The sequence below is a fragment of the Roseobacter sp. HKCCD7870 genome, from assembly GCF_037830315.1.
GTDB lineage: Bacteria > Pseudomonadota > Alphaproteobacteria > Rhodobacterales > Rhodobacteraceae > M30B80.
On sequence record NZ_JBBLYO010000001.1, the window covers coordinates 403,298 to 425,735 of the forward strand.

Consider the following 22,438-nt stretch of genomic DNA (forward strand, 5'->3'; position numbering starts at 1 on the left):
AAGGCGGGGGCCGCACGGCGCGGAACTGGAAAGGAAAGACCCATGTTCGCGGTCCTTAAGACAGGCGGCAAACAGTATAAGGTGCAGGCGGGTGACGTTCTGCGCGTTGAAAAACTGGCGGCTGCAGCGGGTGAAACCGTTCAATTCAACGAAATTCTGATGGTCGGTGGCGACAAGCCTGTGCTTGGTGCGCCGCTTGTGTCTGGTGCTGCTGTTCAGGCCACTGTGATCGACCAGATCAAAGGCGAAAAGCTGATCCATTTCGTCAAGCGCCGCCGTAAGCACAGCTCTAAGCGCACGAAGGGCCATCGTCAGCAACTGACCCTGTTGCGCGTGACAGAGATCCTTGCCTCGGGCGCTGATAAATCTGGCGTTAAGGCGGCTGTTGGCGCGGGTTCTGTTGCTGCGGCTGAAATGGCGGCCTTGGTTGCAGCAACCCCTGCAAAAGCCACTGCCAAGAAGGCAGCGGCGCCGAAGGCGGCAGACGCGGCAGAGAAGCCTGCAAAAGCAGCCGCGAAGAAGCCTGCGGCCGCAAAGGCAGAGGTTGCAAAGGCAGACGCCCCTAAAAAGGCCCCTGCCAAGAAAGCAGCCCCCAATAAGGACGCCGCCGAGAAGAAAGCCGCAGCACCTAAAAAGGCAGCTGCGAAACCCAAAGCCGCGAAAGCGGACAAGGCATAAGGAGAGAGACACATGGCACATAAAAAAGCAGGTGGCTCGTCCCGCAACGGTCGCGACAGTGCTGGTCGCCGCCTTGGAATTAAGAAATTCGGTGGCGAAGCCGTAATTCCAGGTAACATCATCTGCCGTCAGCGCGGCACAAAATGGTGGCCGGGTGAAGGTGTTGGCATTGGCAAAGATCACACGATCTTCGCAACCGCCGAGGGCAATGTCAGCTTCCGCAAGGGCTTTAAGGGCCGCACATTTATCTCCGTGTTGCCGACAGCAGAAGCTGCTGAGTAACGCCACACTTTTCGCGATGATTTCGAAAAGGGGCCGGCGTTTCAGCCGGCCCTTTTTTCGTTGGTGAAGCCCTAAAATGGGGCAATAGGTGCGATCATGAAGCAAGACAAAATCACCGCGCAATCTGTCATCACGACAGATCGCTTTCAGCTGCGCCTCTTAAGCATGGCGGATACAGGGTTGATGTCGCTGTACGCATCCGACAAACGCGTGGCCGAGATGACACCCAATATCCCGCATCCGCTGCCACCAGGGGCAGTTGAAGCCATTATTGAGCGCGCCTTGGCGGATCAATCCCAAGATGTGATTTGGGCCATTGATGCCAGCCCTTCAGGTGGGGCGGAATTGGTTGGCGTGATCGAATTGCACCAAATGGATCGCGGGCAGTCGGAAATCCGCTATTGGGTGGCCCCCACAATGTGGAACACGGGTATCGCCTCTGAAGTGGTGCGCGCCCTCATTGCTGCCAATCCGCTGGCCAATGACACAATTTTCGCAAGCGTCTTTCAAGACAACCCAAGCTCGGCGCAGGTTTTGGTGAATGCAGGCTTTGAGTATCTGGGCGATGCAGAAAGCTATTCAGTCGCGCGCAGCGCGGCATTGCCTACATGGACATATTTGAAAAGACTGATCTAAGGCGCTAAGGCAGGTCAGACATTCCGAATTTGGCAAGGGAGCGCCATGAGCTGCCCGCGAAAGGTGAACTTATGAAATTCCTTGATCTTGCCAAAGTTTATATCCGCTCGGGCGCGGGCGGTTGTGGCTGCGTCAGCTTTCGCCGCGAAAAATTCATTGAATATGGTGGCCCCGATGGCGGCGATGGCGGGCGCGGCGGTGATGTCTGGGCAGTTGCGGTTGATGGGCTAAACACCCTCATTGATTTTCGGTATCAGCAGCATTTCTTTGCCAAAAACGGGCAGCCTGGCATGGGGCGCCAGCGCACGGGCAAAGATGGTGACGAGATTATTTTGCGCGTGCCTGCGGGCACAGAAATCCTAGACGAGGATATGGAAACCGTCATCGCTGATCTGACCGAGGTTGGCCAGCGCGTACTGTTGGCCAAGGGGGGGAATGGCGGCTTTGGGAATTTACATTTCAAATCTGCCACAAATCAGGCTCCCCGCCGTGCAAATCCTGGCCAAGAGGCGGTCGAGCGCACCATTTGGCTGCGCCTTAAACTGATTGCGGATGCGGGGCTTTTGGGTTTGCCAAATGCGGGGAAATCGACATTTCTCGCAGCAACGTCCAATGCCCGCCCGAAAATCGCGGATTATCCCTTTACCACCCTGCACCCGAATTTGGGGGTTGTTGGGGTCGATGGGGTCGAATTTGTGGTTGCTGACATCCCTGGTTTGATCGAGGGCGCATCTGAGGGTAGGGGGCTTGGCGATCTCTTCTTGGGTCATATCGAACGCTGCGCGATCTTGTTGCATCTCATTGATGGCACATCCGAGGATGTCGTGGGTGATTGTGAAACCATTCTGACCGAGCTAGAGGCCTATTCAGACGCGCTGTATGACAAGCCCCGTGTCACAGTTCTCAATAAAATTGACGCGCTCAGCGATGAAGAAATCGCCGAGAAACGCGAGGCTTTGCAAAAGGCGATTGGCAATAAAGTCATGTTGATGTCAGGGGTCGCAAAAACAGGGGTGACCGAGGTGTTACGGGTCTTGCGCGCGGGGATTGATGACAGCAATCTGCGCCAAAAGAAATTGGACGCAAAGGAAGACGAAGCGTGGCGGCCATAACACAGCCCCAGCAGGCGGTGCCGCAACTGGCACAGGCGCGGCGATTGGTGGTGAAAATCGGCTCGGCCCTTTTGGTCGATGCTGTATCGGGCCAATTGCGCGAGGCATGGTTGCAAGATTTGACCGCGGACATCGCGCGGGTGCGCAATCGCGGCACGGATGTGATCGTGGTGTCGTCTGGTTCAATCGCGCTTGGTCGCGGCGCGCTTGGATTTGGGGCCAAGGCGCTCTCCCTTGACGAGGCGCAGGCCGCCGCCGCCGTAGGGCAAATCCGTTTGGCCCGCGCCTATGAAGAATATCTCGCCCCGCATGGGATCACGGCCGCACAAATACTGCTGACCTTGGATGATAGCGAAGATCGGCGGCGCTATTTGAACACGCGCGCAACCTTTGCAACGCTTCTCGCACAGGGTGCGGTTCCCATCGTCAACGAAAATGACACTATTGCCACTGATGAAATCCGCTATGGTGACAATGATCGTCTGGCGGCGAATGTGGCCGCCATGGCGGGCGCGGATCAATGTATTTTGTTGTCAGATGTGGATGGGCTTTATTCCGCCAACCCTTCACAAGACCCAAGCGCCATACATTTCCCCGTGATCCATGACATCACTCCTGAGATCGAGGCGATGGCAGGCGATGCGGGAACGGGTCTGTCAAAGGGTGGAATGAAAACCAAACTGATGGCCGCACGCAATGCCATGAGTGCAGGATGCGCCATGGCGATTGCCCAAGGGGCGGTGAGTGCGCCCCTTTCGGCGATTGAGGGCGGCGCGCGGGTGACATGGTTTATTCCAACACTCGACCCCCAAGATGCGCGCAAGCGTTGGATTTTGGGAATGAAGCCCAAAGGTAGCCTGACCTTGGACGCAGGCGCGTTGCGCGCGCTCAATCTGGGGAAGTCTCTGCTGCCTGCTGGGGTGCATAAGGTTTCAGGCAGTTTTTTGCGCGGCGATCCTGTGGAACTGCTTGGCCAAGACGGCGCGCATATCGGAATTGGCCTGTCGCGCTATAGTGCCGATGAAACCAAGATTATTGTAGGCCATCATTCTGATCAGATTGAAGAATTACTTGGCTATCCAGGGCGCGCGGCCTTGGTGCATCGCGATGACATGGCCTTATAAGGGAGGGCTGCGCCAGTGACAGAGGATATCACAGGATTGATGAACGACCTATGCGCGGGCGCCAAAACTGCGGCGCACGCCTTGGCCACAGCATCGGCTGAACGCAAACATGCAGCCCTGATTGGCGCGGCAGACTATGTGTGGAAATTCCGCGCGGATATTCTGGCCGCGAATGCGCAAGATCTGGATTACGGACGTGAAAAAGGGCTGACAGCGGCGATGATGGATCGCCTCACCCTGACCGAGGATCGACTGCGCGATATCGTGGGTGGCCTGCGGGCGATTGCAGAACAGCCCGATCCGATTGGCGCCACGATTGCAGAATGGGACAGGCCCACAGGGTTGCATATCGCCCGCGTGCGCACCCCGCTTGGGGTGATTGGCGTCATCTACGAAAGCCGCCCCAATGTGACTGCGGATGCAGCGGCGCTATGCTTGAAATCTGGCAATGCCGTGATCTTGCGGGGGGGATCGGAAAGCTTTCATTCTTCGCGCGCTATCCATGCCGCGATTGTGCGTGGCATTACTGAGGCAGGCCTGCCCGCAGAGGCCGTGCAAATTGTGCCAACACGGGATCGCGCGGCTGTCAGCGCCATGTTGAATGCACAAGGACAGATTGATGTCATCGTGCCGCGCGGTGGCAAGGCCTTGGTCGGTTTGGTGCAGGCTGAGGCCCGCGTGCCTGTCTTTGCCCATCTTGAAGGCATCTGCCATATCTATATCGACAAGGATGCCGATTTGGATAAAGCGCTGCGCGTGGTGTTAAATGCAAAAACCCGCCGCACAGGTATTTGTGGCGCGGCTGAATGTTTGCTGATCCATCAAGACGCAATCAATAGCCATGCGGAACCCATTATTGCCGCACTTCTTGCCGCAGGGGTTGAGGTGCGCGCCGATGGGGCCTTGGCCGATATTGCAGGCACAAACCGCGCCGCACCAGACGATTTTGGCAAGGAATTCTTGGATATGATCATCGCCGCCAAGCCCGTGGAAAACCTATCTGCTGCGATGGATCATATTGCCCAGTTTGGCTCGGGCCATACGGATGCGATCCTGACGGAAAACCTTGAGGCCGCACAGATTTTTGCCGCGAATATCGACAGCGCGATTGTGATGGTCAACGCCTCAACCCAATTCGCCGATGGTGGGGAATTTGGAATGGGCGCTGAAATCGGTATCGCCACAGGCAAAATGCACGCCCGCGGGCCCGTAGGCGCAGAGCAGCTGACCTCATTCAAATATATCGTCAAAGGAAATGGGACGACCCGCGCATGAGTAAAGATCCCAAAACCACCAGTCAGATCATCCGCCGCCAAGCCATGGATATTGGCGCGGCGCGGCCAGTGGCCACACCTTTGCACCAATCCGTGGTCTATGCCGCAGGCAGCCCTGACCAGCTGGATGCGCAATATAGTGGGCAATTGGCGGGCTATACCTATGCACGCGAAGGTCATCCTAACGCAGCCGCATTGGCCGCGCGTATTGATGCCCTAGAAGGCGCAGAGGGCGGCCTGATCACGGGGTCTGGCATGGCCGCGATCACCGCCGCACTTCTGGGGCTTTTGAGGGCGGGCGATCACATGATCGGCGCCGACCAGCTATATGGCCGCTCCTTGCGGTTGATGTCGCAAGACCTGCCGCGTTTTGGAATCGAGACGGGTCAATTTGATCCGACCGATGCGCCAAGCCTTAAACACGCCCTTCGCCCCAATACGAAATTGGTTTTGGTCGAGGCCCTCTCAAACCCCACCTTGCGTGTGGCCGATATGGCAGGCATTGCCGAGATTTGCACCCAACATGGTTTGATCATGGTGTTGGACAACACCTTTACCACGCCCGCAATGATGCGCAGCTATCAGGTCGGGGCAGATATCATCATCCATTCCGTGACCAAGCTTTTGGCGGGCCATGCCGATGTGACCTTGGGATATGTTGCCGCGAAAAACCCAGACCATCGCAAAGCGATCTATGATTTTGCGGTCACAACGGGCATGACGCCTGCACCCTATGAATGTTGGCTGGCCGAACGGGGGCTGTTCACCTTTGATCTGCGCTATGCGCGGGCACAGGAAAATGCCGCTGCCTTGGCTGAATTTTTGGCCCATCATCCAAAGGTAAAGCGTGTGCTATATCCAACGCGTCCCGATCACCCTGATCACAACCGCGCCATGGCGCTATTTGAGGGGCAGGGGGGCAATATGCTGTCCTTTGAGATTGAGGGCGGTCGCGATGCGGCCAATCGCTTTGTGCAAGCGGCCCCCAGTATCGCCTTTGCGCCCACATTGGGGGATGTGGCCTGCTCTCTTAGCCATCCCGCCTCGAGCAGTCACCGCGCCTTAACGCCAGAGGGGCGCGCGGCCCTTGGCATCAGCGAAGGCTTTTTCCGCCTGTCAGTCGGGATTGAAGATGTGACGCAACTGAAATCCGATTTCACAGCGGCATTGGCGGCGGTCTAAACCCTGATCTAACGGTCCTTATCGCCCAAAACCAACAGGCTAACCGTGAACCCCAAGGCCTGATTTTCAAGTTCTTGTCGGATCAAAGAGAGATCAGGTAGCTTATCGCAAATGACCACCAACCGCCCCCGAAATGCGGCCTTGCGCAGTTGAACCGCCAATTCAATCGCGTCAAATTTCGGGCCCATCAAGGGTGAGATCACCATATCAGGGCACTCAGTGGTCAAAATTTCGGGCATTTTATCAACATTCGCCGCCATAACCATTTCCGCGGCATCAACCACCATGCGCGGCAAACGAGAGGCGAGATTTGGGGGAACATCCACCAAAACCAAGTTGCGCATCTGACGCAACGCGGTGTCGTTATTTGAAGCCGATGACATCGTCCCGCACTCTCAATTCGGACATCTAAGACCTGACGCCTAATCCATTATCCGCCGCAAAATCGTTACAGATGTAACGAATTAGAATGAATAAGCACAAAAAAAAAGGGGCGGTCGACATTTTCTGAAACTTGGCGAAGCTAAAGAGCGTATTGATTCGACCCTTTACCCCCCGAAAAGGCCCAGAAAATGACCAACACCCATTCCTTTGAGGCAATTGTGACAGCCATGTTCGATTGCGTGCCTGACCCAATGGTGCACTTGGGGCCGAATGGTATTTTGCTCGAACAAAACGAAGAAGCTGAGGCCATGTTTGGAACATGGGCGCAAGGCCGCTCTTATGTGACACTGTTTCGCCAGCCTACTTTGGCACAGGCGATTGAGCAGGTTTTGCAATCTGGCGTCTCATCCGAAGCGGAATTTATCCAAACCAGCTCCGCAGGTGCTGAGCGGTTTATCGTGCGCATCACGGCCTTGCCCGAAGCAAATCTGGGCATTGTCTTGCATTTCGAAGATGTCACCCATTTGACCGAGGTTGAAGAAATGCGCCGCGATTTTGTGGCCAATGTCAGCCACGAATTGCGCAGCCCGCTTACGGCAATTCTTGGGTTTATCGAAACACTGCGCGGGCCTGCCGCCAAAGACCCCGCAGCGCAATCGCGTTTCTTGCAGATCATGCAGGATGAAGCACAGCGGATGAACCGCCTAATCGGGGATCTTTTGTCGCTGTCACGGGTTGAATCACAACAGCGTCAGCGCCCCGATCAAGTGATTGACGTGATGCATGTTGTCTCGCGCGTGCAGGCAGCCTTGCGCCCCTTGGTTGAAGAAAGCGGCTGTCAGGTGATGATACAGCGCCCCGATGATGTCAGCACCGAATTGCGCGGCGACAGCGATCAACTGACACAGGTTTTCCGCAACCTTATTGAAAACGCCCTGAAATATGGCGGACAGAACAAGACCGTAACAATCAAGATGCGCCACGAGACAGGGCAGGGCAGCCTTAAGGGCAGGCTTTTATGTGTCGATGTCATCGATCAAGGGGAAGGAATTGATGCCTTGCACATCCCGCGCCTGACAGAGCGATTCTATCGCGTGGACAATCACCGCAGTCGCGCCATGGGGGGAACGGGTTTGGGCCTTGCGATTGTAAAACACATCGTCCAGCGCCATCGCGGGCGTTTGAAAATCACTTCGGAACAGGGGAAAGGCAGCTGTTTTTCCGTGATTCTTCCGAGCGAATAACCATCGAAATTCGCCGTTTTTCCAAAGTAATGCTCAAAATTTCGGAATTTCGCAGAATTTTCACAGAATTCGGGCGATCCGAGGATATTGTCATATAACTGTTACATTTCTGTCACAAAAGCTTGGCGAAGCACGCATAGGCAGGCCCACAAGAGCGCGGCACTGGTGCCCGTTCTGCCAACCCGAAAACCACTTGGAGTGACAGAAGAATGTCTTTCACAAAATTGACCGTTTCCGCCCTTGCCTTGGCGGCATTGTCCGCAACGGGCGCAGCCGCGCAAAGCCGTGACTATGTTAGCATCGCGGGCTCATCCACGGTTCTGCCTTACGCAAATATCGTTGCCGAAGCGTTTGGCGCTGAAACCGATTTCGCAACCCCCGTTGTCGAGGGTGGCGGTTCGTCCACTGGCCGCCGCATGCTGTGCGAAGGCGTTGGCGAAGGCACAATCGATATCGCGAACTCCTCTAGCTTGATGAAAGACTCCGAGCGCGAAGTATGCGCAGGCAACGGTGTAACCCCAATCGAAGTTCGCATTGGCTATGACGGCATCGTATTTGCCTCTGACATCAATGGCCCTTCTTTCGCATTCACACCTGCAGATATCTACTTGGCGCTTGCCGCTGAGTTGCCTGTTGATGGAGCAATGGTTGCCAACCCAAACACCAACTGGGCTGACGTAAATGGCGATCTTCCTTCTCAGGAAATCAACATGTTCGTTCCTGGCACGAACCACGGCACGCGCGAAGTTTTCGAAGAAAACGTGATCCTCGCAGGCTGTGAGGATACTGGTGCAGCAGAAGCAATGGCTGGTATGGGCATGGACGAAGATGCGGTTGAAGAAGCCTGCATGACCCTTCGCACCGATGGCCGTTCGGTTGATATCGAAGGCGACTATACACAGACGCTTGCAAATCTCGACAGCACCCCAACAGGTATTGGCGTATTCGGTCTGTCTTTCTATGAAAACAACACCGACCGTCTTCAGGTTGCGACTATGTCTGGCGTAACCCCAACCGTTGATGCAATCGCATCTGGCGAATACCCCGTATCGCGCCCTCTGCAGTTCTACGTCAAGCAAGAGCATATCGGTGTGATCCCAGGTTTGAAGGAATATGTTGAGTTCTTCATCTCTGACGAAATCGCAGGCCCTGGTGGCCCATTGGCTGAATACGGCCTTGTTCCAGATCCAGAATTGGCAGCGACCCAAGCAATGGTTGCAGGCCTCTAAGATCTGACGGTTTTCTAAATTCGGTCTGGGCGGTTCCACCGCCCAGATCCACCCCGCCCAAAGAGCAAAACTTAAAAGAGCAGAGCGGACGACCAAATGCCCCTGACAATCAGCATTTCGCTTGTTTTGGCCCTAATTGCAGTGCTTGCGATTGTGGGCTTTTTTATCGGGCGCGCCCGCGCGATTTCTGTCGCAAATGGGGTTGAGTCGAGCCTGCATTCGCTTCCGAAACAACATGGCATGCATGTGGCCCTTGCGGCCTCTGTGCCTGCACTAATTTTCATTATTCTCTGGTGGATTGGATCAGGGATTGCATCGAACAGCTATACCGCCTCGATCATTGATCCCAATGCACTTGAATTGCAGTTATCCGCTGACGTTACCGATGGCTTGCCGCAGGACGAGATAGACGTCCGCCTTGCCGCGCAGCGCGATCTCTTCGTTGCGAATGTCAAAGGGTTGGCGGTTGCGATTGATGGCTATATCGCCAATGGCAACGCAGCCGAAGCCGATATTGAGGGCTGGCGTGTAGATTTCACCCCTTTGGCGCAGCGCTTGCGCGATGACGGGCAAATTATTGGCGCGAATATCTCGCAAAAAATGTTTGAGACAGCTTTGCGCCTGCGCGGCTTTAACGCCACGGTCGAACTGACAGGGCGGCTCGGCGCAGTATTTTTGGCCATCGGCGGGTTTCTCTATGGTCTAAAATTGATCAACCGCGATTTCCGCGCGCGCATCTCGGTCGAGCGTTGGATCCTTGCCTTTTTGATCTTTGCCTCCACCATCGCCATTTTGACCACTGTTGGCATTCTATCTGCCATCACATTCCCCACATTAGCCTTTTTCAAGGAATACGGGATTTTCAATTTCCTCTTTGGGATGGAATGGGCCCCTGCGGGCGATGTTGCAGGTGCGCCTGAGGGGCCAGATGGCAGCTATGTCTCGGCGCTTGGCTTTTTGCCTTTGATATGGGGCACGCTTTACATTGCGCTTGTGGCATTATTGGTGGCGGTTCCCTTGGGCCTCTCCGCGGCAATCTACCTGTCGGAATTTGCCCCAAGCGCGTTGCGCGCCACGATCAAACCCGCGCTAGAGATCCTCGCGGGGATCCCGACAATCGTCTATGGTATCTTCGCCCTTGTGACAGTCGGCCCGTTTTTGCAGGCGGTGGTGGGGTCAACGATTATGCCCAACACGGTCTCTGTTTTGACCGCAGGCGTTGTGATGGGGATGATGTTGGTGCCGTTTGTCTCGTCTTTGTCCGATGATGTGATCAACGCCGTGCCTCAGGCGATGCGGGATGGCTCGCTTGGTCTAGGGGCGACACCCGCGGAAACGGTGACCAAGGTGATCTTGCCTTCCGCGCTGCCTGGCATTGTGGGCGCCATCGTTTTGGCCGCATCCCGCGCGATTGGGGAAACCATGATTGTGGTTCTGGCAGCAGGCGCGCTGTCTTCGGTCACAGGGTTGGAGCCAAACCCATTCGGGGCGGTTGTGACTGTGACAACCCGCATCGTGGCCGTCCTCACGGGCGAGGGGTCAGGGTTCGACTCGATCGATGTTCTGGCGGTTTTCGCGCTGGCCTTCACACTCTTCTTCGTCACGCTCGGGTTGAACCTGCTCGCACAGCGGATTGTTGCCAAATATCGGGAGCAGTATGACTGATGACTGATCTGTCCAACCCCTCTGATCTGCCAAAGCGCAAGATGCAATCGCTATATGCCCGCTCAGAACAGGTGCAAAAGCGCCACCAAAAGGGTCTTGCGCTGCGCATTCTTGGCATCTCGGCCATCACAGTGGTTTTGTTTTTCCTGTGTGTGCTTCTGTGGTCAATCGTCTCGCGCGGCATCCCTGCGCTCTGGCAATATCAAGCCGAGATTGAACTCTATTACGACCCTGCAATTCTGAATGAAAACGGGGGCGAAGTTACGCCAGAGGAAATCGCTGACGTCAGCCTGCGCTCGGGGTTTGAGCGCGGGATTTACGCAAACTCTCTCAAGGCCACAATTGAGGCCGCAGGGATTGACGTCATGGCCACTGTGACCGCGCGCTACGCTGACCGTGCGGAGGAAATTCTTGCCCAAGTAGGGCTAATGGATGGGGCAGGGGTGCCTTTGTCAGATCTGCGAAACGGTGCTGTTGCAGGGGATGATGTCGCCCGTATCTTCGGCCAAGCGGGCAGCGCCTTGCGCGGGGCACAATCTGCCCTTGATGGCGATGATATCGCGGCCGCAAATACCGCGCTTGAGGCCGCCGCTACGGCCCTTTCTGGTGCGGGCTTTGCATCTGCCGCGTCACAGGTTCAGGCCATTGCCGATGGGATCACGGCTGATGCCATGCCCGCTGCCGCCGCCGCATTGGCACAAACAGGCCTGCAATCCGCCTTACTCGATGCCGCAGGTCTGATGCGCCAACCCGCAGAATTTGATGATGCGGCCTTGGCCTCGATGATCTATGCCGCCAATCGCCGTGATACGCGTGATTACCTCGTAGCTAATCCCAATCTGGTCGGCGAAACTAAATTCACTGGCGTGCCTGTTGCAGTCTCGCTCACCCGCTATCTGACGGGTGAATTGCAAGGCCGCGGTCAGGCCGATATGCCACCTGGTTTTGGATTGGGTCATTTGGCCATGGCGGATGCAATGGTTGAGGCCGACATCATCAATCGCCATTTCCATTGGAAATTCTTTACCAATCTTTACTCGCAAAGCGGTGAGATTACGGGAATTGGCCCTGCCTTGATGGGCTCGCTCTATATGATGCTGGTGGTCTTGGTGTTCTCGCTGATTTTTGGGGTCGCAGCCTCGATTTATCTTGAGGAATTCGCGCCCAAAAACAAATTCACCGATTTCATCGAGATCAACATTGCCAACCTTGCGGCGGTGCCGTCCATCGTGTTCGGTATCCTTGGGGCCGCAATTTTGTTCGCGCTGACGGATCTTGGAATTACAACCTCCATTCGCGGCACGGCCTTGCTTGGTGGCTTTGTTCTGTCTTTGATGACACTGCCCACCATTGTGATCGCGACCCGCGCGGCCCTAAAGGCGGTGCCGCCTTCAATCCGTGAAGCAGCCCTTGGGGTAGGGGCATCGAAGGTGCAGGCCATGTTCCACCATATTCTGCCTCTCGCAGCACCCGGCATTCTAACAGGCACGATTATCGGAATCGCGCAGGCCCTTGGGGAAACCGCACCTTTGCTGTTGATTGGTCTGTCTGTATCAACGGGCGCGGATCTGCTATCCTCTCCTTTCAGCGGGGGTCTGTTGGAGCAGACACAATCGATGCCAACGGTTGTTTACCTTTTGGCACAAAATGAAGATGCGCCTGTGCGCGAAGGTTTGGCACAATCCGCGATTATAGTGATGCTGGCCCTTCTATTCTTGTTGAACTTCCTCGCCATTATCCTGCGCCGTAAATTCGAGCGGAGGTGGTAAGTCATGGAGACGAAAGTGAATAATATGCAACTCGACACCCGTATTGCAGGCGAGGATGCCATCAAGATCGCCGCGCGCAATGTGCAGGTCTATTATGGCGACACCCATGCGATTAAGGATGTGAATGTCGACATTCTCGATAAAACTGTGACCGCCTTCATTGGGCCGTCAGGCTGTGGGAAATCGACCTTTCTGCGCTGTTTGAACCGCATGAATGACACCATCTCGATTGCGCGTATTGAGGGCGATATTCGCATTGATGGCGAGGATATTTACGACCGCCGCGTTGACCCTGTGCAATTGCGCGCCAAGGTGGGGATGGTGTTCCAAAAACCAAACCCGTTTCCAAAATCCATTTACGAAAACGTCGCCTATGGCCCGCGCATTCACGGCTTGGCCCGCAGCAAGGCCGATCTAGACGAGATCGTGGAGAAAAGTCTGCGCCGTGCGGCCCTGTGGGATGAGGTGAAAGACCGCCTTGATGCCCCGGGAACGGGTCTGTCGGGCGGGCAGCAGCAGCGCCTATGTATCGGGCGGGCTGTGGCCACCAACCCTGAGATTTTGTTGATGGACGAGCCTTGTTCAGCGCTTGACCCTATCGCGACCGCGCAGGTGGAAGAACTGATTGACGAGCTGCGCAGCAATTATTCGGTCGTGATTGTCACCCACTCGATGCAACAGGCCGCACGCGTCAGCCAAAAGACCGCGTTTTTCCACCTAGGAAACTTGGTTGAATTTGACGACACCTCAAAGATTTTCACCAATCCCGAAGACCCGCGCACCGAAAGCTATATCACGGGCCGTATCGGTTGATTCTCGGCTTGGAAGGGCTGCCATGAACACGAATGAACATATTGTTTCCTCATTTGACCGCGACCTAGAGAGCATTCAGGCGGGGATCATGAAGATGGGCGGGTTGGTCGAGGACTCGATCCATAAATCGGTCTTGGCTTTGGACACGCGCGACCTTGAACTGGCCGATCTGGTGCGGGCAGGGGACGCGGCCATTGATGCCTTGGAAACCCAAGTGAACGAGGAAGCCGCGCGCATTTTGGCCTTGCGCTCGCCGACAGCGTCCGATTTGCGCACGGTGCTTTCTGTTTTCCGTGTCTCGACCAATTTGGAACGGATTGGAGATTATTCGAAAAACATCGCCAAGCGCAGCCATGCAGTGATGGCGCAGGCCCCGATTGAGGGCGCAACTGCCTCACTGCGCCGAATGGCGCGCGAGGTGGAACTGATGCTTAAAGATGTGCTTGATGCCTATATCCAACGGGATCTGGGCTTGGCCGAAGATGTGCGCGAGCGCGATCTTGAAATTGATCAGATTTATTCTGCACTTTTCCGCGAATATCTGACGTTTATGATGGAAGATCCAAGATCAATTACGGCCTGTATGCATTTGCATTTTATGGCAAAAAACATTGAACGCATGGGGGATCACGTCACCTCGATTGCAGAGCAGGTGGTGTATCTTGTAACGGGCGCAATGCCTGAGGATATCCGCCCCAAGCAAGATGTGATCTCTGAAGCCTCTAACAAGTTGTAATCCAACAAAAAAGTAGCGTAACATGGCACATTCCCCGGTAATTTTGGTTGTGGAAGATGAACCCGCACAGCGCGAGGTACTGGCCTATAATATCGCGGCCGAGGGGTTTGATGTGCTGACCGCCGATAGCGGTGATGAGGCATTGCTTATCGCGCGCGAAACAACGCCCGATTTGATTATCTTGGATTGGATGCTGCCCAATGTGTCAGGCATCGAAGTGTGTCGTCAGTTAAAGTCAGGCACGCAAACGGCGCGGATACCTGTGATCATGCTTTCTGCGCGATCCGAAGAGGTCGACAAAATTCGCGGCCTTGAGACAGGCGCCGATGACTATGTCACGAAACCTTATTCCTTGGCCGAGCTTTTGGCCCGCACCCGCAGCCAGTTGCGCCGCACACGGCCATCTTCGGTGGGGGAGACATTGGAATATGAGGATATCAAACTCGACACCAGCGCACATCGCGCATTCCGCGGTGACGCACAGATTAATCTTGGGCCGACGGAGTTTCGTTTGCTGACCGCGTTCATGGAACGACCAGGTCGCGTTTGGAGCCGTGAACAGTTACTCGATCGCGTCTGGGGCCGCGATATCTATGTCGATAGTCGCACAGTCGATGTTCATGTTGGCCGTCTGCGCAAGGCGCTGCGAGGCGGGGGCGAGGGTGACCCAATTCGCACTGTGCGCGGCGCTGGATACGCGCTTGGGTGATCATGGGGTCGCGAGAGTTTGCGCCCATCCATTTATCCGATAATCATGATTATGTTAATTATTGTGATGCGGAAACACGCAGGATCACTTCAATAAAGTATCGCAACCAACTAATTAAACAAAGAAATAATATTCGCTCGACAGCCACCCCCCGGCGCAGATACATTCAAGTCGCTAAACTTGGGGCGTGTTATGGTTGATGCACGGACTGCGCGTTACTTGGCCTGCGCTGATGGCGAGAGCTTGGTCGCGCTTCATCAAGAGATGCTGACGCCTTACGGCTTTCGCTATTTCATATATGCCACCAACCCGATTGCTGCTGAATTTGGCAAAACGGGTCACGCGCATGACAACCGTATACTGCACACCTGCCCAAAAACGTTGGTTGCGGGCTATGTTGGCGAAAATCTCTATCGCATCTGTCCTATCGTCAAATGGGCCATGCCCAACACTGGTGCAGAACCTTGGACGCATTTGCCATCAGCGCCACCATGCGGCAAATGCGGAATTCGGATTGATCGGCGCAGAACATATGACCCAAGAGGCTCTCATCGAGATATGGGATGAACACGGTGAAATTATCTTTGCCTATTGTCACCTGTTTCACCTATGCGCCACTGCACTGCCCGTCTCGCCACATTTGCGAATCCTAACCGAACGACAGCGCGAAGCATTGGAATTGGTGATCAAGGGACGCACCATGCGCGAAATAGCCTTTGCAATGGAGATAAATGTAACAACGGTTAAGGCGCTGGTTTTAAACCAAATTTTTATTTTAAGTTGATCGCAGAACTATTTTATTAACCAATTATTAACCTATCTCACAGTTGCGTGACCATGGTCAGCCCTGAGGAATTCCTCAGTGTCCAATGTTCTTAAATTGAATATAATAACGCTATGTGTCGCGCGGTGTCCCCCGCAGGCACATACAGGTTGTACCTAGAGCAACCTGTCAGTCCCGCGTCCCCAAATAAAAAGCGGGCTGTTGGCGGCGTCATTCATGTACCTGAGTGACGCCGTTTTCATTTTACAAGAAAAAAGGCAGGGGTTGCCCCCTGCCCTTCATTGTTTCGCAATTTGGTGCGGAGTTAGCCTTGAACGGCCTTCGCAACTTCTGCGGCGAAATCTTCTTTTTCCACCACAATGCCTTCACCAACCTCAAGGCGCACAAACCCTGTCAGCTCAACACCCGCTTCTTTCGCTGCAGCCGCGACAGTCAAGTCTGGGTTGATGACGAAGGCTTGGTTCACCAAGGTCACCTCGGAGAGGAATTTCTGCATACGGCCTTCGATCATCTTCTCGATGACGGCCTCTGGCTTGCCAGATTCACGCGCGATGTCGATTTGCACCTGACGCTCTTTTTCCACAATCGCAGGATCCAGATCATCCGCAGACAAGGATGCAGGGTTCACCGCTGCAACATGCATCGCCACCTGACGGGCAAAACCTTCATCGGTGCCATTGAACGCGACAAGAACGCCGATCTTGCCCATGCCATCAGCCGCGGCGTTGTGCACATAAGACACAACCGTCTGGCCCGACAATTTTGCCATGCGGCGCAGCGCCATGTTTTCACCGATTTTCGCAATCGCATCGGTGATCACTGTTTCAACGGGCTTGCCGCCCATATCCGCAGCTTTCAAGGCGTCTACGTCATCCACACCAAGCGCCGCTTGCGCGATGCCCGCAACCATGGATTGGAATTCAGCGTTTTTCGCAACGAAATCGGTTTCCGAGTTCACTTCAACCGCAACCGCGCTGCCGTTTGAAACAGCAACAGCAACCAAACCTTCGGCCGCGGTGCGACCAGATTTTTTGGCCGCTTTCGCCAAACCTTTGGTGCGCAACCAGTCAATCGCGGCGTCAAAATCGCCATCGGTTTCGGTCAGCGCCTTTTTTGCGTCCATCATTCCTGCGCCGGTTGCTTCGCGCAGGTCTTTTACCATTGCAGCAGTAATTGCCATGGTGAGAATCTCCTGATTTGTAAGTCAGGCGGGGATATGCCCCGCCGATATGTCACAGATATGTCAGTCGAGCGGGAAAGGCGCGCTTCCCCGCCAAACTTAGAACCCGTTAGGCAGAAGCGTCTTCTGCGGCTTCTTCAGCAGGTGCTGCTTCAGCCAAGGTTTCTTCGACAGTCTCTTCCATTGCGCCAAGATCAACGCCAGCTGCATCCATCTGCGCGCTCATCCCATCAAGGGCTGCGCGCGAGATCAGATCACAGTAAAGGCTGATGGCACGCGCCGCGTCATCATTTCCAGGAATGACGTAATCCACGCCTGCGGGCGAACAGTTGCTATCAACAACCGCCACAACAGGAATGCCCAGCTTGTTGGCTTCGGCAATGGCGAGGTCTTCTTTGTTGACGTCAATCACAAAGATCAGATCAGGCAGGCCGCCCATTTCGCGGATACCGCCAAGCGAGGCTTGCAGCTTCGCCTGATCGCGCTCCATGCCAAGACGCTCTTTCTTGGTCAGGCCCTCAATACCATTTTGCATCGCTTCATCAATCTCGTTCAAACGCTTGATCGAGTTGGAAACAGTCTGCCAGTTGGTCAGCGTGCCGCCCAACCAACGGTGGTTCATGTAATACTGTGCGCAACGCTCTGCCGCTTCGGCAATGGGGCGCTGTGCCTGACGCTTGGTGCCTACGAATAAGATGCTGCCGCCTTTGGCAACTGTTTCGCGCACAGCAACCAAAGCCTGCTCTAGCAGGTCAACAGTCTGGGTCAGGTCAAGAATGTGAATCCCATTGCGGTCGCCGTAGATATACGGGGCCATGCGAGGGTTCCAACGATGGGTCTGGTGACCAAAGTGAACGCCAGCTTCCAAAAGCTGACGCAAAGAAAAATCAGGAAGCGCCATAACAGTTTCCTTTCCGGTTTGCGCCTGAGCGAGGGATCAGGGGCCGTGCCCCAACCGGTGGATCGATAGAGATGTCTCCTCTATGCGACCCGCCCTCGCCTGTGAATTGCCCTTTCGGACAGGCGCGCTTTAGGGCATTTTCCCCCTGCCCGCAAGGGCCATCTGCAACAGCACTGCTGGGGCATAGACGTAGGCCCATAGGCGGGATAGAGACGCAGCCATGACAAAGAACAGCATTATCTGCATCGGATCGGTTCTGTGGGACGTGATTGGTCGCACAGATACGGCAATGGCGCTTGGCGATGATGTTGCAGGGCGTATTACGCGCATTCCTGGGGGGGTGGCGTTGAATATTGCCATCGGGCTTGCCGCCTATGGGATGCAGCCCGTTTTGCTGACCATGATCGGGCGTGATGCCGAAGGCGCGGATTTGCTGGCCTTTTGCGAAAAGCGCGGCATGAATTGCGACCATATTTTTCGTAGCTCTGAATGGCCGACCGACCACTACATGGCGATTGAGGCGCAAGGCCAAGTGATGGCTGCCATCGCCGATGCACATGGCCTTGAGGCCGCAGGCGCGCAGATTTTAGCCCCCCTAGAGCATGGCCCCTTGGGGGATGCCGCGGCCCCCTATCAAGGCGTAGTGGCGCTTGATGGCAATTTGACCGAGGCGCTTTTGGCTTATATCGCGGATGCCCCTGCCTTTCAGGCGGCGGATTTACGCATTGCGCCCGCATCACCCGGCAAGGCCACGCGTCTGTGCCCGCTTTTGCATCACCCAATGGCAAGCCTTTATGTCAATCGCCGTGAGGCCTATTTGATAGCAGGGCAAGCGCCTGACCTCTCGGCCACAGAGGCCGCAGAAGCGCTGATCGCGGCGGGGGCGGCGCGCGTGATCGTGACCGATGGTGCGGGCCTGACTGTAGACGCCAAGGCGGGTGCCGAAACAGTGACGGGCACGCCACCACAGGTTACCGCCACCCGCGCGACAGGTGCAGGGGATCGGTTCATGGCCGCCCATATCGCCGCCGAAACCGGAGGTGCATCGCGTAAAGAGGCGCAAATTTTTGCACTCAACGAAGCCGCCGCTTATGTGGCAGGAAAGGATTAAGCATGCTTCCCCTCACCATCGCCCCAGATGTTGCACATGCCCTAAAGACAGGCGGCGCTGTGGTTGCCCTTGAAAGCACCATCATCACCCATGGCATGCCCTACCCCGCCAATTTTGAAACCGCACAGGCCGTTGAGGCCGAAATTCGAGATCAGGGCGCGGTGCCTGCCACAATCGCCGTGGTTCAGGGGGAAATTAAAATTGGGCTTTCCGAGGCAGAGCTGCGCAACCTTGCGCAGGTCAAGGGGGCTGCGAAACTTTCGCGGGCTGATTTGGCGGCGGCGCTTGTTCTTGGCCAGACAGGCGGCACCACAGTGGCCGCAACCATGATCTGCGCCAATCTTGCGGGCATTCGCGTGTTTGCTACGGGGGGCATTGGGGGCGTGCATCGGGGGGCGGAGCACAGTTTTGACATCTCCGCCGATTTGACAGAACTGGCCGAAACGCCTGTGACGGTGGTCTGTGCGGGGGCAAAGGCCATTTTGGATTTGCCCAAAACATTTGAAACGCTCGAAACATTGGGCGTGCCTGTCATTGCCTATGGCCAAGAGATGATCCCTGCCTTTTGGTCACGCGACAGTGGCATTCGCGCGCCCCTGCAAATGAACAGCCCCCAAGAAATCGCCCGCGCCCATCTGATGCGCGGGACATTAGGGCTGAATGGCGGGCAATTGGTTACAAACCCAATTCCTGTGACAGATGAAATCGCCGCCGAAACCCTTGCACCTGTTATCGAAAATGCGGTGCGCAAGGCCGATGCACAGAACATCACCGCAAAGGCACTGACCCCCTTTCTTCTCGCTGAAATTCTAGAGGCCACCCAAGGGGCAAGCCTTGCAGCCAATATTGCCCTGATCCGTAACAATGCGCGCCTTGGCGCGCAGATTGCGCTGGCCATGGCAATGGAACCCTGACGACCTCGCCGCCCCTTGCCTCTTGTAAGGTTAACGAAACCCCCTTACACCTGATCGAGACAGGTTTAACGGTTCCCCAACGCGCCCCCGCATCATGCAATTGCCCGAAAATCCCAAACCCCCACGCCGCGGTATCTTGGCCGCCCTACGCAATAATTTCTTTACAGGCGTGGTGGTCATTGCCCCGATTGCGGTGACCATTTGGTTGGTCTGGACGCTGATCGGATGGATCGACAGTTGGGTTTTGCCCTTTATTCCAGGCCGCTATAACCCGCTGCTTTTGATCCAACATTATACGGGCCTTCAGGTTGATATTCGTGGCCTTGGCGTGGCGACCTTCCTCGTTTTTGCGGTAATTGTTGGCTGGATTGCCAAGGGCCTTATTGGCCGTTCGCTGATCCGTTGGGCCGAAAGTTTGGTTTTGTCGATTCCGCTTGTGCGCTCTGTCTATTCAGGGCTGAAACAGATTGTCGAAACTGTTTTGGCACAAGGCGAGCAGAATTTTGACCGTGCCTGCATGGTCGAATATCCGCGCAAAGGTATCTGGGCCATCGCCTTTGTCTCGACCAAGGCCAAGGGCGAAGTGGCCGAAAAGCTTGGCGATGATCTGATTTCCGTGTTTTTGCCCACCACACCAAATCCGACATCCGGCTTTTTGCTCTTTGTGCCTCGCAAAGACACGATTGAATTGGATATGACTGTCGAAGACGCAGCAAAGCTGATCATTTCCGCCGGGCTTGTCTACCCTAATGGCAAGGATGCAAAAAAAGCGGTCGAGGCTATGGCCGCGTCCAAGACCGCGAAATAGACCCGCGAACGCATCAGCCTAAAACACTAAAAAAGGGCGGCCCTCCGACCGCCCTTTTTTTATTGTGCCTCCATCCACCAGACATCGGGCTGCCATCCGATCCAATCGCCATAAATCGGGATGTAGTCGGGGAATTTCAGCTCTGCATTATGCGCCAAGCGGCTGATTGGCGAATACCAAAACGGGATTACATAACGCTCGCTCATCAGCACGCGATCCAAGGCGTGGACAGCCGCGCGGTAATCCTCTTGACTTGCCGAGGTCAACATTTGGTCAATCATCGCCTCAATCGCTGGATGGCAGGCCCCCATTAAATTGCGTGATCCTGTAGTTTCCGCCAAATCACAGCCCCAATAAAGCCGCTGCTCATTGCCCGGGCTCAGCGACAGACCGCGGGTGATATCGGTCATATCAAAGTCGAAATTATCAATCCGTTCGCGATATTGCGCGCTGTCAACAGTGGTGACTGTGGGAACAATCCCAAGCCGTGCCAAAGCCTCGACATAAATGTTCACGATGGATTGCATCTCGGTCGACCCTTGGGAGAGCAGAATATCAAAGGTAAACGGCGCCCCTTCAGGCGTCTGCATCACCCCATTTTCAACGCGATATCCTGCCTCCTCAAGCAGCGCCATTGCGCGGCGAATGCCTGCGCGATTGGCCTCGGTGCCATCGGTCTGTGGCAGGGCATAGCCCTCAAGCGCCCCTTGCAGCAAATCCGCCTCAAACGGCGCAAGTAACTCGACCACACGGCCCGTAGCCGCCCCATCGCGCATGCCCAAGGGCGAGTTTGAGAAATAAGAGGTAATCCGCGGCTCGACCCCGCCATTCAAGGTGAGATTGATATATTCGAAATTAAAGGCTTGGATCATCGCCTCGCGGACGCGCCAATCGGAAAAGGCCGCGCGGCGCGTGTTCATCACCAACCCATTCATTCCAGAGGGGCGCTGATGCGGCACTTCGGACAGAATAACCTCGCCCGATTGCACGCGGGGGAATTGATAATTTTCAGCCCAATTTGCGGCATTGGTTTCGCGCATTGTCGTCACGATACCCGCTTTGAACGCCTCAAACATCGCATTTCCATCGGCAAAGAATTCCAAGCGGATTTCATCAATCACATTGGTGCCACGGCGCACGGGCAAGTCCGCCCCCCAATAATCAGGATTACGGCGTAAGGACACAAAACGCCCCGCCTCGAAATCATCAACCACATAAGGGGCCGAAGCGATGGGGATCACATCCAAACCTGAGGCCTGAAAATCTTGCCCTTCCCATTGCGCCTTTTTCAAAATGGGGCGTAGGCCCATGATCAGCGCCATTTCACGATCAGCTTCCTTGAATGTGATCCGCAAGCGGCGCTCATCAAGCGCCTCGATTGTTTCGACATTCTGCCACGCATTCAGATAGCGCGGATGCCCTTCGGTGCCCAAAGTCTCGTATGACCAAATCACATCTTCCATTGTGACAGGGCTGTTATCCGAGAATCGCGCCGCAGGGTTAAGCGTGAACTCAACCCAAAATCCCGCAGGATCAACCTCAACCGATTCGGCCAACAGGCCATAAAGCGTGAACGGTTCGTCCCAAGAGCGGATCAAAAGCGATTCATAAGCCAAGAACCGCAATTGCCATGGCGTGCTGCCCAAACGGATATGCGGGTTGAGGCTGTCAAAGCCCCCAACCTCGCCTGTCACAATCCGCCCGCCTGTCGGCGCATCTGGATTTGCATAGGGTAAATGCACAAAATCTGGTGGGAGGGCGGGCTCGCCATACATAGCGATGCCATGTTGCGGTTCGCCATGTGCGGTTGACACTGCGACAATCGCGGCCCCCACCCATACCCCCAAACGTCTGAAACAAACTCGTGCCATTTTGAAAACAATCCCCGTTTTCTTATTAATTA

23 protein-coding genes are annotated in these 22,438 nt (G+C 55.3%); 19 read left to right on the forward strand and 4 right to left on the reverse strand.

The window, feature by feature from the left end; all coding sequences use genetic code 11:
• The first annotated feature begins 42 nt into the window (after window positions 1-42).
• From rplU to AAC637_RS02150, 7 genes are all read left to right on the forward strand, one after another.
• Window positions 43-678, forward strand: coding sequence for a 50S ribosomal protein L21 (rplU, locus tag AAC637_RS02120; protein ID WP_340302116.1), 636 nt, complete (start codon window positions 43-45; stop codon window positions 676-678).
• Between the two features lie 12 nt (window positions 679-690).
• Window positions 691-960, forward strand: coding sequence for a 50S ribosomal protein L27 (rpmA, locus tag AAC637_RS02125; protein ID WP_317654644.1), 270 nt, complete (start codon window positions 691-693; stop codon window positions 958-960).
• Between the two features lie 96 nt (window positions 961-1,056).
• On the forward strand, window positions 1,057-1,596 hold the full coding sequence (locus tag AAC637_RS02130; RefSeq protein WP_340302117.1) for a GNAT family N-acetyltransferase: 540 nt from the start codon (window positions 1,057-1,059) through the stop codon (window positions 1,594-1,596).
• A gap of 71 nt (window positions 1,597-1,667) precedes the next feature.
• Complete coding sequence (obgE, locus tag AAC637_RS02135; protein ID WP_340302118.1) at window positions 1,668-2,708, forward strand: GTPase ObgE; 1,041 nt, start codon at window positions 1,668-1,670, stop codon at window positions 2,706-2,708.
• Between the two features lie 17 nt (window positions 2,709-2,725).
• Window positions 2,726-3,832: a glutamate 5-kinase gene (gene proB, locus AAC637_RS02140; protein ID WP_340303122.1), complete on the forward strand. Its 1,107-nt coding sequence runs from the start codon at window positions 2,726-2,728 to the stop codon at window positions 3,830-3,832.
• A gap of 39 nt (window positions 3,833-3,871) precedes the next feature.
• Window positions 3,872-5,107: a glutamate-5-semialdehyde dehydrogenase gene (locus AAC637_RS02145; protein ID WP_340303123.1), complete on the forward strand. Its 1,236-nt coding sequence runs from the start codon at window positions 3,872-3,874 to the stop codon at window positions 5,105-5,107.
• Window positions 5,104-6,288 carry a trans-sulfuration enzyme family protein gene (locus tag AAC637_RS02150; RefSeq protein WP_445322701.1) on the forward strand — a complete coding sequence of 395 codons (1,185 nt, stop codon included), beginning with the start codon at window positions 5,104-5,106 and terminating at the stop codon, window positions 6,286-6,288. Before AAC637_RS02145 ends, AAC637_RS02150 begins: the two co-directional genes overlap by 4 nt.
• A gap of 8 nt (window positions 6,289-6,296) precedes the next feature.
• On the opposite strand, the gene AAC637_RS02155 is transcribed toward AAC637_RS02150, so the two are convergent.
• The gene (locus tag AAC637_RS02155; protein ID WP_340302119.1) at window positions 6,297-6,671 is read right to left on the reverse strand and encodes a hypothetical protein; all 375 of its coding nucleotides are present in this window, start codon (window positions 6,669-6,671) and stop codon (window positions 6,297-6,299) included.
• A gap of 189 nt (window positions 6,672-6,860) precedes the next feature.
• Between AAC637_RS02155 and AAC637_RS02160 the strand changes: the two genes are divergently transcribed.
• The 9 genes from AAC637_RS02160 (at window position 6,861) to AAC637_RS12675 (ending at window position 15,621) form a co-directional block, all read left to right on the forward strand.
• Window positions 6,861-7,916, forward strand: coding sequence for an ATP-binding protein (locus AAC637_RS02160; protein ID WP_340302120.1), 1,056 nt, complete (start codon window positions 6,861-6,863; stop codon window positions 7,914-7,916).
• Between the two features lie 209 nt (window positions 7,917-8,125).
• Window positions 8,126-9,145 (forward strand): PstS family phosphate ABC transporter substrate-binding protein, encoded by a 1,020-nt coding sequence (locus tag AAC637_RS02165; RefSeq protein ID WP_340302121.1) that lies wholly within the window; start codon window positions 8,126-8,128, stop codon window positions 9,143-9,145.
• Between the two features lie 96 nt (window positions 9,146-9,241).
• Window positions 9,242-10,810 (forward strand): phosphate ABC transporter permease subunit PstC, encoded by a 1,569-nt coding sequence (gene pstC, locus AAC637_RS02170; RefSeq protein ID WP_340302122.1) that lies wholly within the window; start codon window positions 9,242-9,244, stop codon window positions 10,808-10,810.
• Window positions 10,810-12,579: a phosphate ABC transporter permease PstA gene (gene pstA, locus AAC637_RS02175; protein ID WP_340302123.1), complete on the forward strand. Its 1,770-nt coding sequence runs from the start codon at window positions 10,810-10,812 to the stop codon at window positions 12,577-12,579. Before pstC ends, pstA begins: the two co-directional genes overlap by 1 nt.
• 3 nt (window positions 12,580-12,582) lie before the next feature.
• Window positions 12,583-13,392: a phosphate ABC transporter ATP-binding protein PstB gene (pstB, locus tag AAC637_RS02180; RefSeq protein WP_411567067.1), complete on the forward strand. Its 810-nt coding sequence runs from the start codon at window positions 12,583-12,585 to the stop codon at window positions 13,390-13,392.
• A gap of 22 nt (window positions 13,393-13,414) precedes the next feature.
• Entirely contained in the window at window positions 13,415-14,128 is a 714-nt protein-coding gene (gene phoU / locus AAC637_RS02185) for a phosphate signaling complex protein PhoU (RefSeq protein WP_340302124.1), read from the forward strand.
• A gap of 22 nt (window positions 14,129-14,150) precedes the next feature.
• Entirely contained in the window at window positions 14,151-14,837 is a 687-nt protein-coding gene (gene phoB / locus AAC637_RS02190) for a phosphate regulon transcriptional regulator PhoB (RefSeq protein WP_340302125.1), read from the forward strand.
• 264 nt (window positions 14,838-15,101) lie between these two features.
• Window positions 15,102-15,404 carry an autoinducer binding domain-containing protein gene (locus AAC637_RS12670; protein WP_445322724.1) on the forward strand — a complete coding sequence of 101 codons (303 nt, stop codon included), beginning with the start codon at window positions 15,102-15,104 and terminating at the stop codon, window positions 15,402-15,404.
• Window positions 15,370-15,621: a sigma factor-like helix-turn-helix DNA-binding protein gene (locus AAC637_RS12675; RefSeq protein ID WP_445322702.1), complete on the forward strand. Its 252-nt coding sequence runs from the start codon at window positions 15,370-15,372 to the stop codon at window positions 15,619-15,621. The genes AAC637_RS12670 and AAC637_RS12675 overlap by 35 nt, the downstream gene beginning before the upstream one ends.
• A 304-nt stretch (window positions 15,622-15,925) precedes the next feature.
• On the opposite strand, the gene tsf is transcribed toward AAC637_RS12675, so the two are convergent.
• Together tsf and rpsB are read right to left on the reverse strand one after the other, a co-directional pair.
• Window positions 15,926-16,801: a translation elongation factor Ts gene (gene tsf, locus AAC637_RS02200; protein ID WP_340302127.1), complete on the reverse strand. Its 876-nt coding sequence runs from the start codon at window positions 16,799-16,801 to the stop codon at window positions 15,926-15,928.
• Window positions 16,802-16,910: 109 nt separating this feature from the next.
• A complete protein-coding gene (gene rpsB, locus AAC637_RS02205; RefSeq protein ID WP_317654632.1) occupies window positions 16,911-17,702 on the reverse strand; it encodes a 30S ribosomal protein S2 in 792 nt (263 codons plus the stop codon).
• Between the two features lie 220 nt (window positions 17,703-17,922).
• Here rpsB and AAC637_RS02210 point away from each other — a divergent pair, with 220 nt between their 5' ends.
• The 3 genes from AAC637_RS02210 (at window position 17,923) to AAC637_RS02220 (ending at window position 20,535) form a co-directional block, all read left to right on the forward strand.
• Window positions 17,923-18,813: a PfkB family carbohydrate kinase gene (locus AAC637_RS02210; RefSeq protein ID WP_340302128.1), complete on the forward strand. Its 891-nt coding sequence runs from the start codon at window positions 17,923-17,925 to the stop codon at window positions 18,811-18,813.
• Window positions 18,814-18,815: 2 nt separating this feature from the next.
• Window positions 18,816-19,727, forward strand: coding sequence for a pseudouridine-5'-phosphate glycosidase (locus tag AAC637_RS02215; protein WP_340302129.1), 912 nt, complete (start codon window positions 18,816-18,818; stop codon window positions 19,725-19,727).
• Window positions 19,728-19,821: 94 nt separating this feature from the next.
• Window positions 19,822-20,535 carry a DUF502 domain-containing protein gene (locus AAC637_RS02220; RefSeq protein ID WP_340242733.1) on the forward strand — a complete coding sequence of 238 codons (714 nt, stop codon included), beginning with the start codon at window positions 19,822-19,824 and terminating at the stop codon, window positions 20,533-20,535.
• Window positions 20,536-20,594: 59 nt separating this feature from the next.
• Here the strand turns inward: AAC637_RS02220 and AAC637_RS02225 are convergent, their stop codons facing one another.
• Window positions 20,595-22,406: an extracellular solute-binding protein gene (locus tag AAC637_RS02225; protein WP_340302130.1), complete on the reverse strand. Its 1,812-nt coding sequence runs from the start codon at window positions 22,404-22,406 to the stop codon at window positions 20,595-20,597.
• Window positions 22,407-22,438: the final 32 nt, after the last annotated feature.

Excerpts from the sequence above, each read along its gene's own strand:
- rplU (WP_340302116.1), top strand. The coding sequence starts at position 43 with ATGTTCGCGGTCCTTAAGACAGGCGGCAAACAGTATAAGGTGCAGGCG.
- rpmA (WP_317654644.1), top strand. The coding sequence starts at position 691 with ATGGCACATAAAAAAGCAGGTGGCTCGTCCCGCAACGGTCGCGACAGT.
- AAC637_RS02130 (WP_340302117.1), top strand. The coding sequence starts at position 1,057 with ATGAAGCAAGACAAAATCACCGCGCAATCTGTCATCACGACAGATCGC.
- obgE (WP_340302118.1), top strand. The coding sequence starts at position 1,668 with ATGAAATTCCTTGATCTTGCCAAAGTTTATATCCGCTCGGGCGCGGGC.
- AAC637_RS02145 (WP_340303123.1), top strand. The coding sequence starts at position 3,872 with ATGAACGACCTATGCGCGGGCGCCAAAACTGCGGCGCACGCCTTGGCC.
- AAC637_RS02150 (WP_445322701.1), top strand. The coding sequence starts at position 5,104 with ATGAGTAAAGATCCCAAAACCACCAGTCAGATCATCCGCCGCCAAGCC.
- AAC637_RS02155 (WP_340302119.1), bottom strand. The coding sequence starts at position 6,671 with ATGTCATCGGCTTCAAATAACGACACCGCGTTGCGTCAGATGCGCAAC.
- AAC637_RS02160 (WP_340302120.1), top strand. The coding sequence starts at position 6,861 with ATGACCAACACCCATTCCTTTGAGGCAATTGTGACAGCCATGTTCGAT.
- AAC637_RS02165 (WP_340302121.1), top strand. The coding sequence starts at position 8,126 with ATGTCTTTCACAAAATTGACCGTTTCCGCCCTTGCCTTGGCGGCATTG.
- pstC (WP_340302122.1), top strand. The coding sequence starts at position 9,242 with ATGCCCCTGACAATCAGCATTTCGCTTGTTTTGGCCCTAATTGCAGTG.
- pstA (WP_340302123.1), top strand. The coding sequence starts at position 10,810 with ATGACTGATCTGTCCAACCCCTCTGATCTGCCAAAGCGCAAGATGCAA.
- pstB (WP_411567067.1), top strand. The coding sequence starts at position 12,583 with ATGGAGACGAAAGTGAATAATATGCAACTCGACACCCGTATTGCAGGC.
- phoU (WP_340302124.1), top strand. The coding sequence starts at position 13,415 with ATGAACACGAATGAACATATTGTTTCCTCATTTGACCGCGACCTAGAG.
- phoB (WP_340302125.1), top strand. The coding sequence starts at position 14,151 with ATGGCACATTCCCCGGTAATTTTGGTTGTGGAAGATGAACCCGCACAG.
- AAC637_RS12670 (WP_445322724.1), top strand. The coding sequence starts at position 15,102 with ATGCTGACGCCTTACGGCTTTCGCTATTTCATATATGCCACCAACCCG.
- AAC637_RS12675 (WP_445322702.1), top strand. The coding sequence starts at position 15,370 with ATGACCCAAGAGGCTCTCATCGAGATATGGGATGAACACGGTGAAATT.
- tsf (WP_340302127.1), bottom strand. The coding sequence starts at position 16,801 with ATGGCAATTACTGCTGCAATGGTAAAAGACCTGCGCGAAGCAACCGGC.
- rpsB (WP_317654632.1), bottom strand. The coding sequence starts at position 17,702 with ATGGCGCTTCCTGATTTTTCTTTGCGTCAGCTTTTGGAAGCTGGCGTT.
- AAC637_RS02210 (WP_340302128.1), top strand. The coding sequence starts at position 17,923 with ATGACAAAGAACAGCATTATCTGCATCGGATCGGTTCTGTGGGACGTG.
- AAC637_RS02215 (WP_340302129.1), top strand. The coding sequence starts at position 18,816 with ATGCTTCCCCTCACCATCGCCCCAGATGTTGCACATGCCCTAAAGACA.
- AAC637_RS02220 (WP_340242733.1), top strand. The coding sequence starts at position 19,822 with ATGCAATTGCCCGAAAATCCCAAACCCCCACGCCGCGGTATCTTGGCC.
- AAC637_RS02225 (WP_340302130.1), bottom strand. The coding sequence starts at position 22,406 with ATGGCACGAGTTTGTTTCAGACGTTTGGGGGTATGGGTGGGGGCCGCG.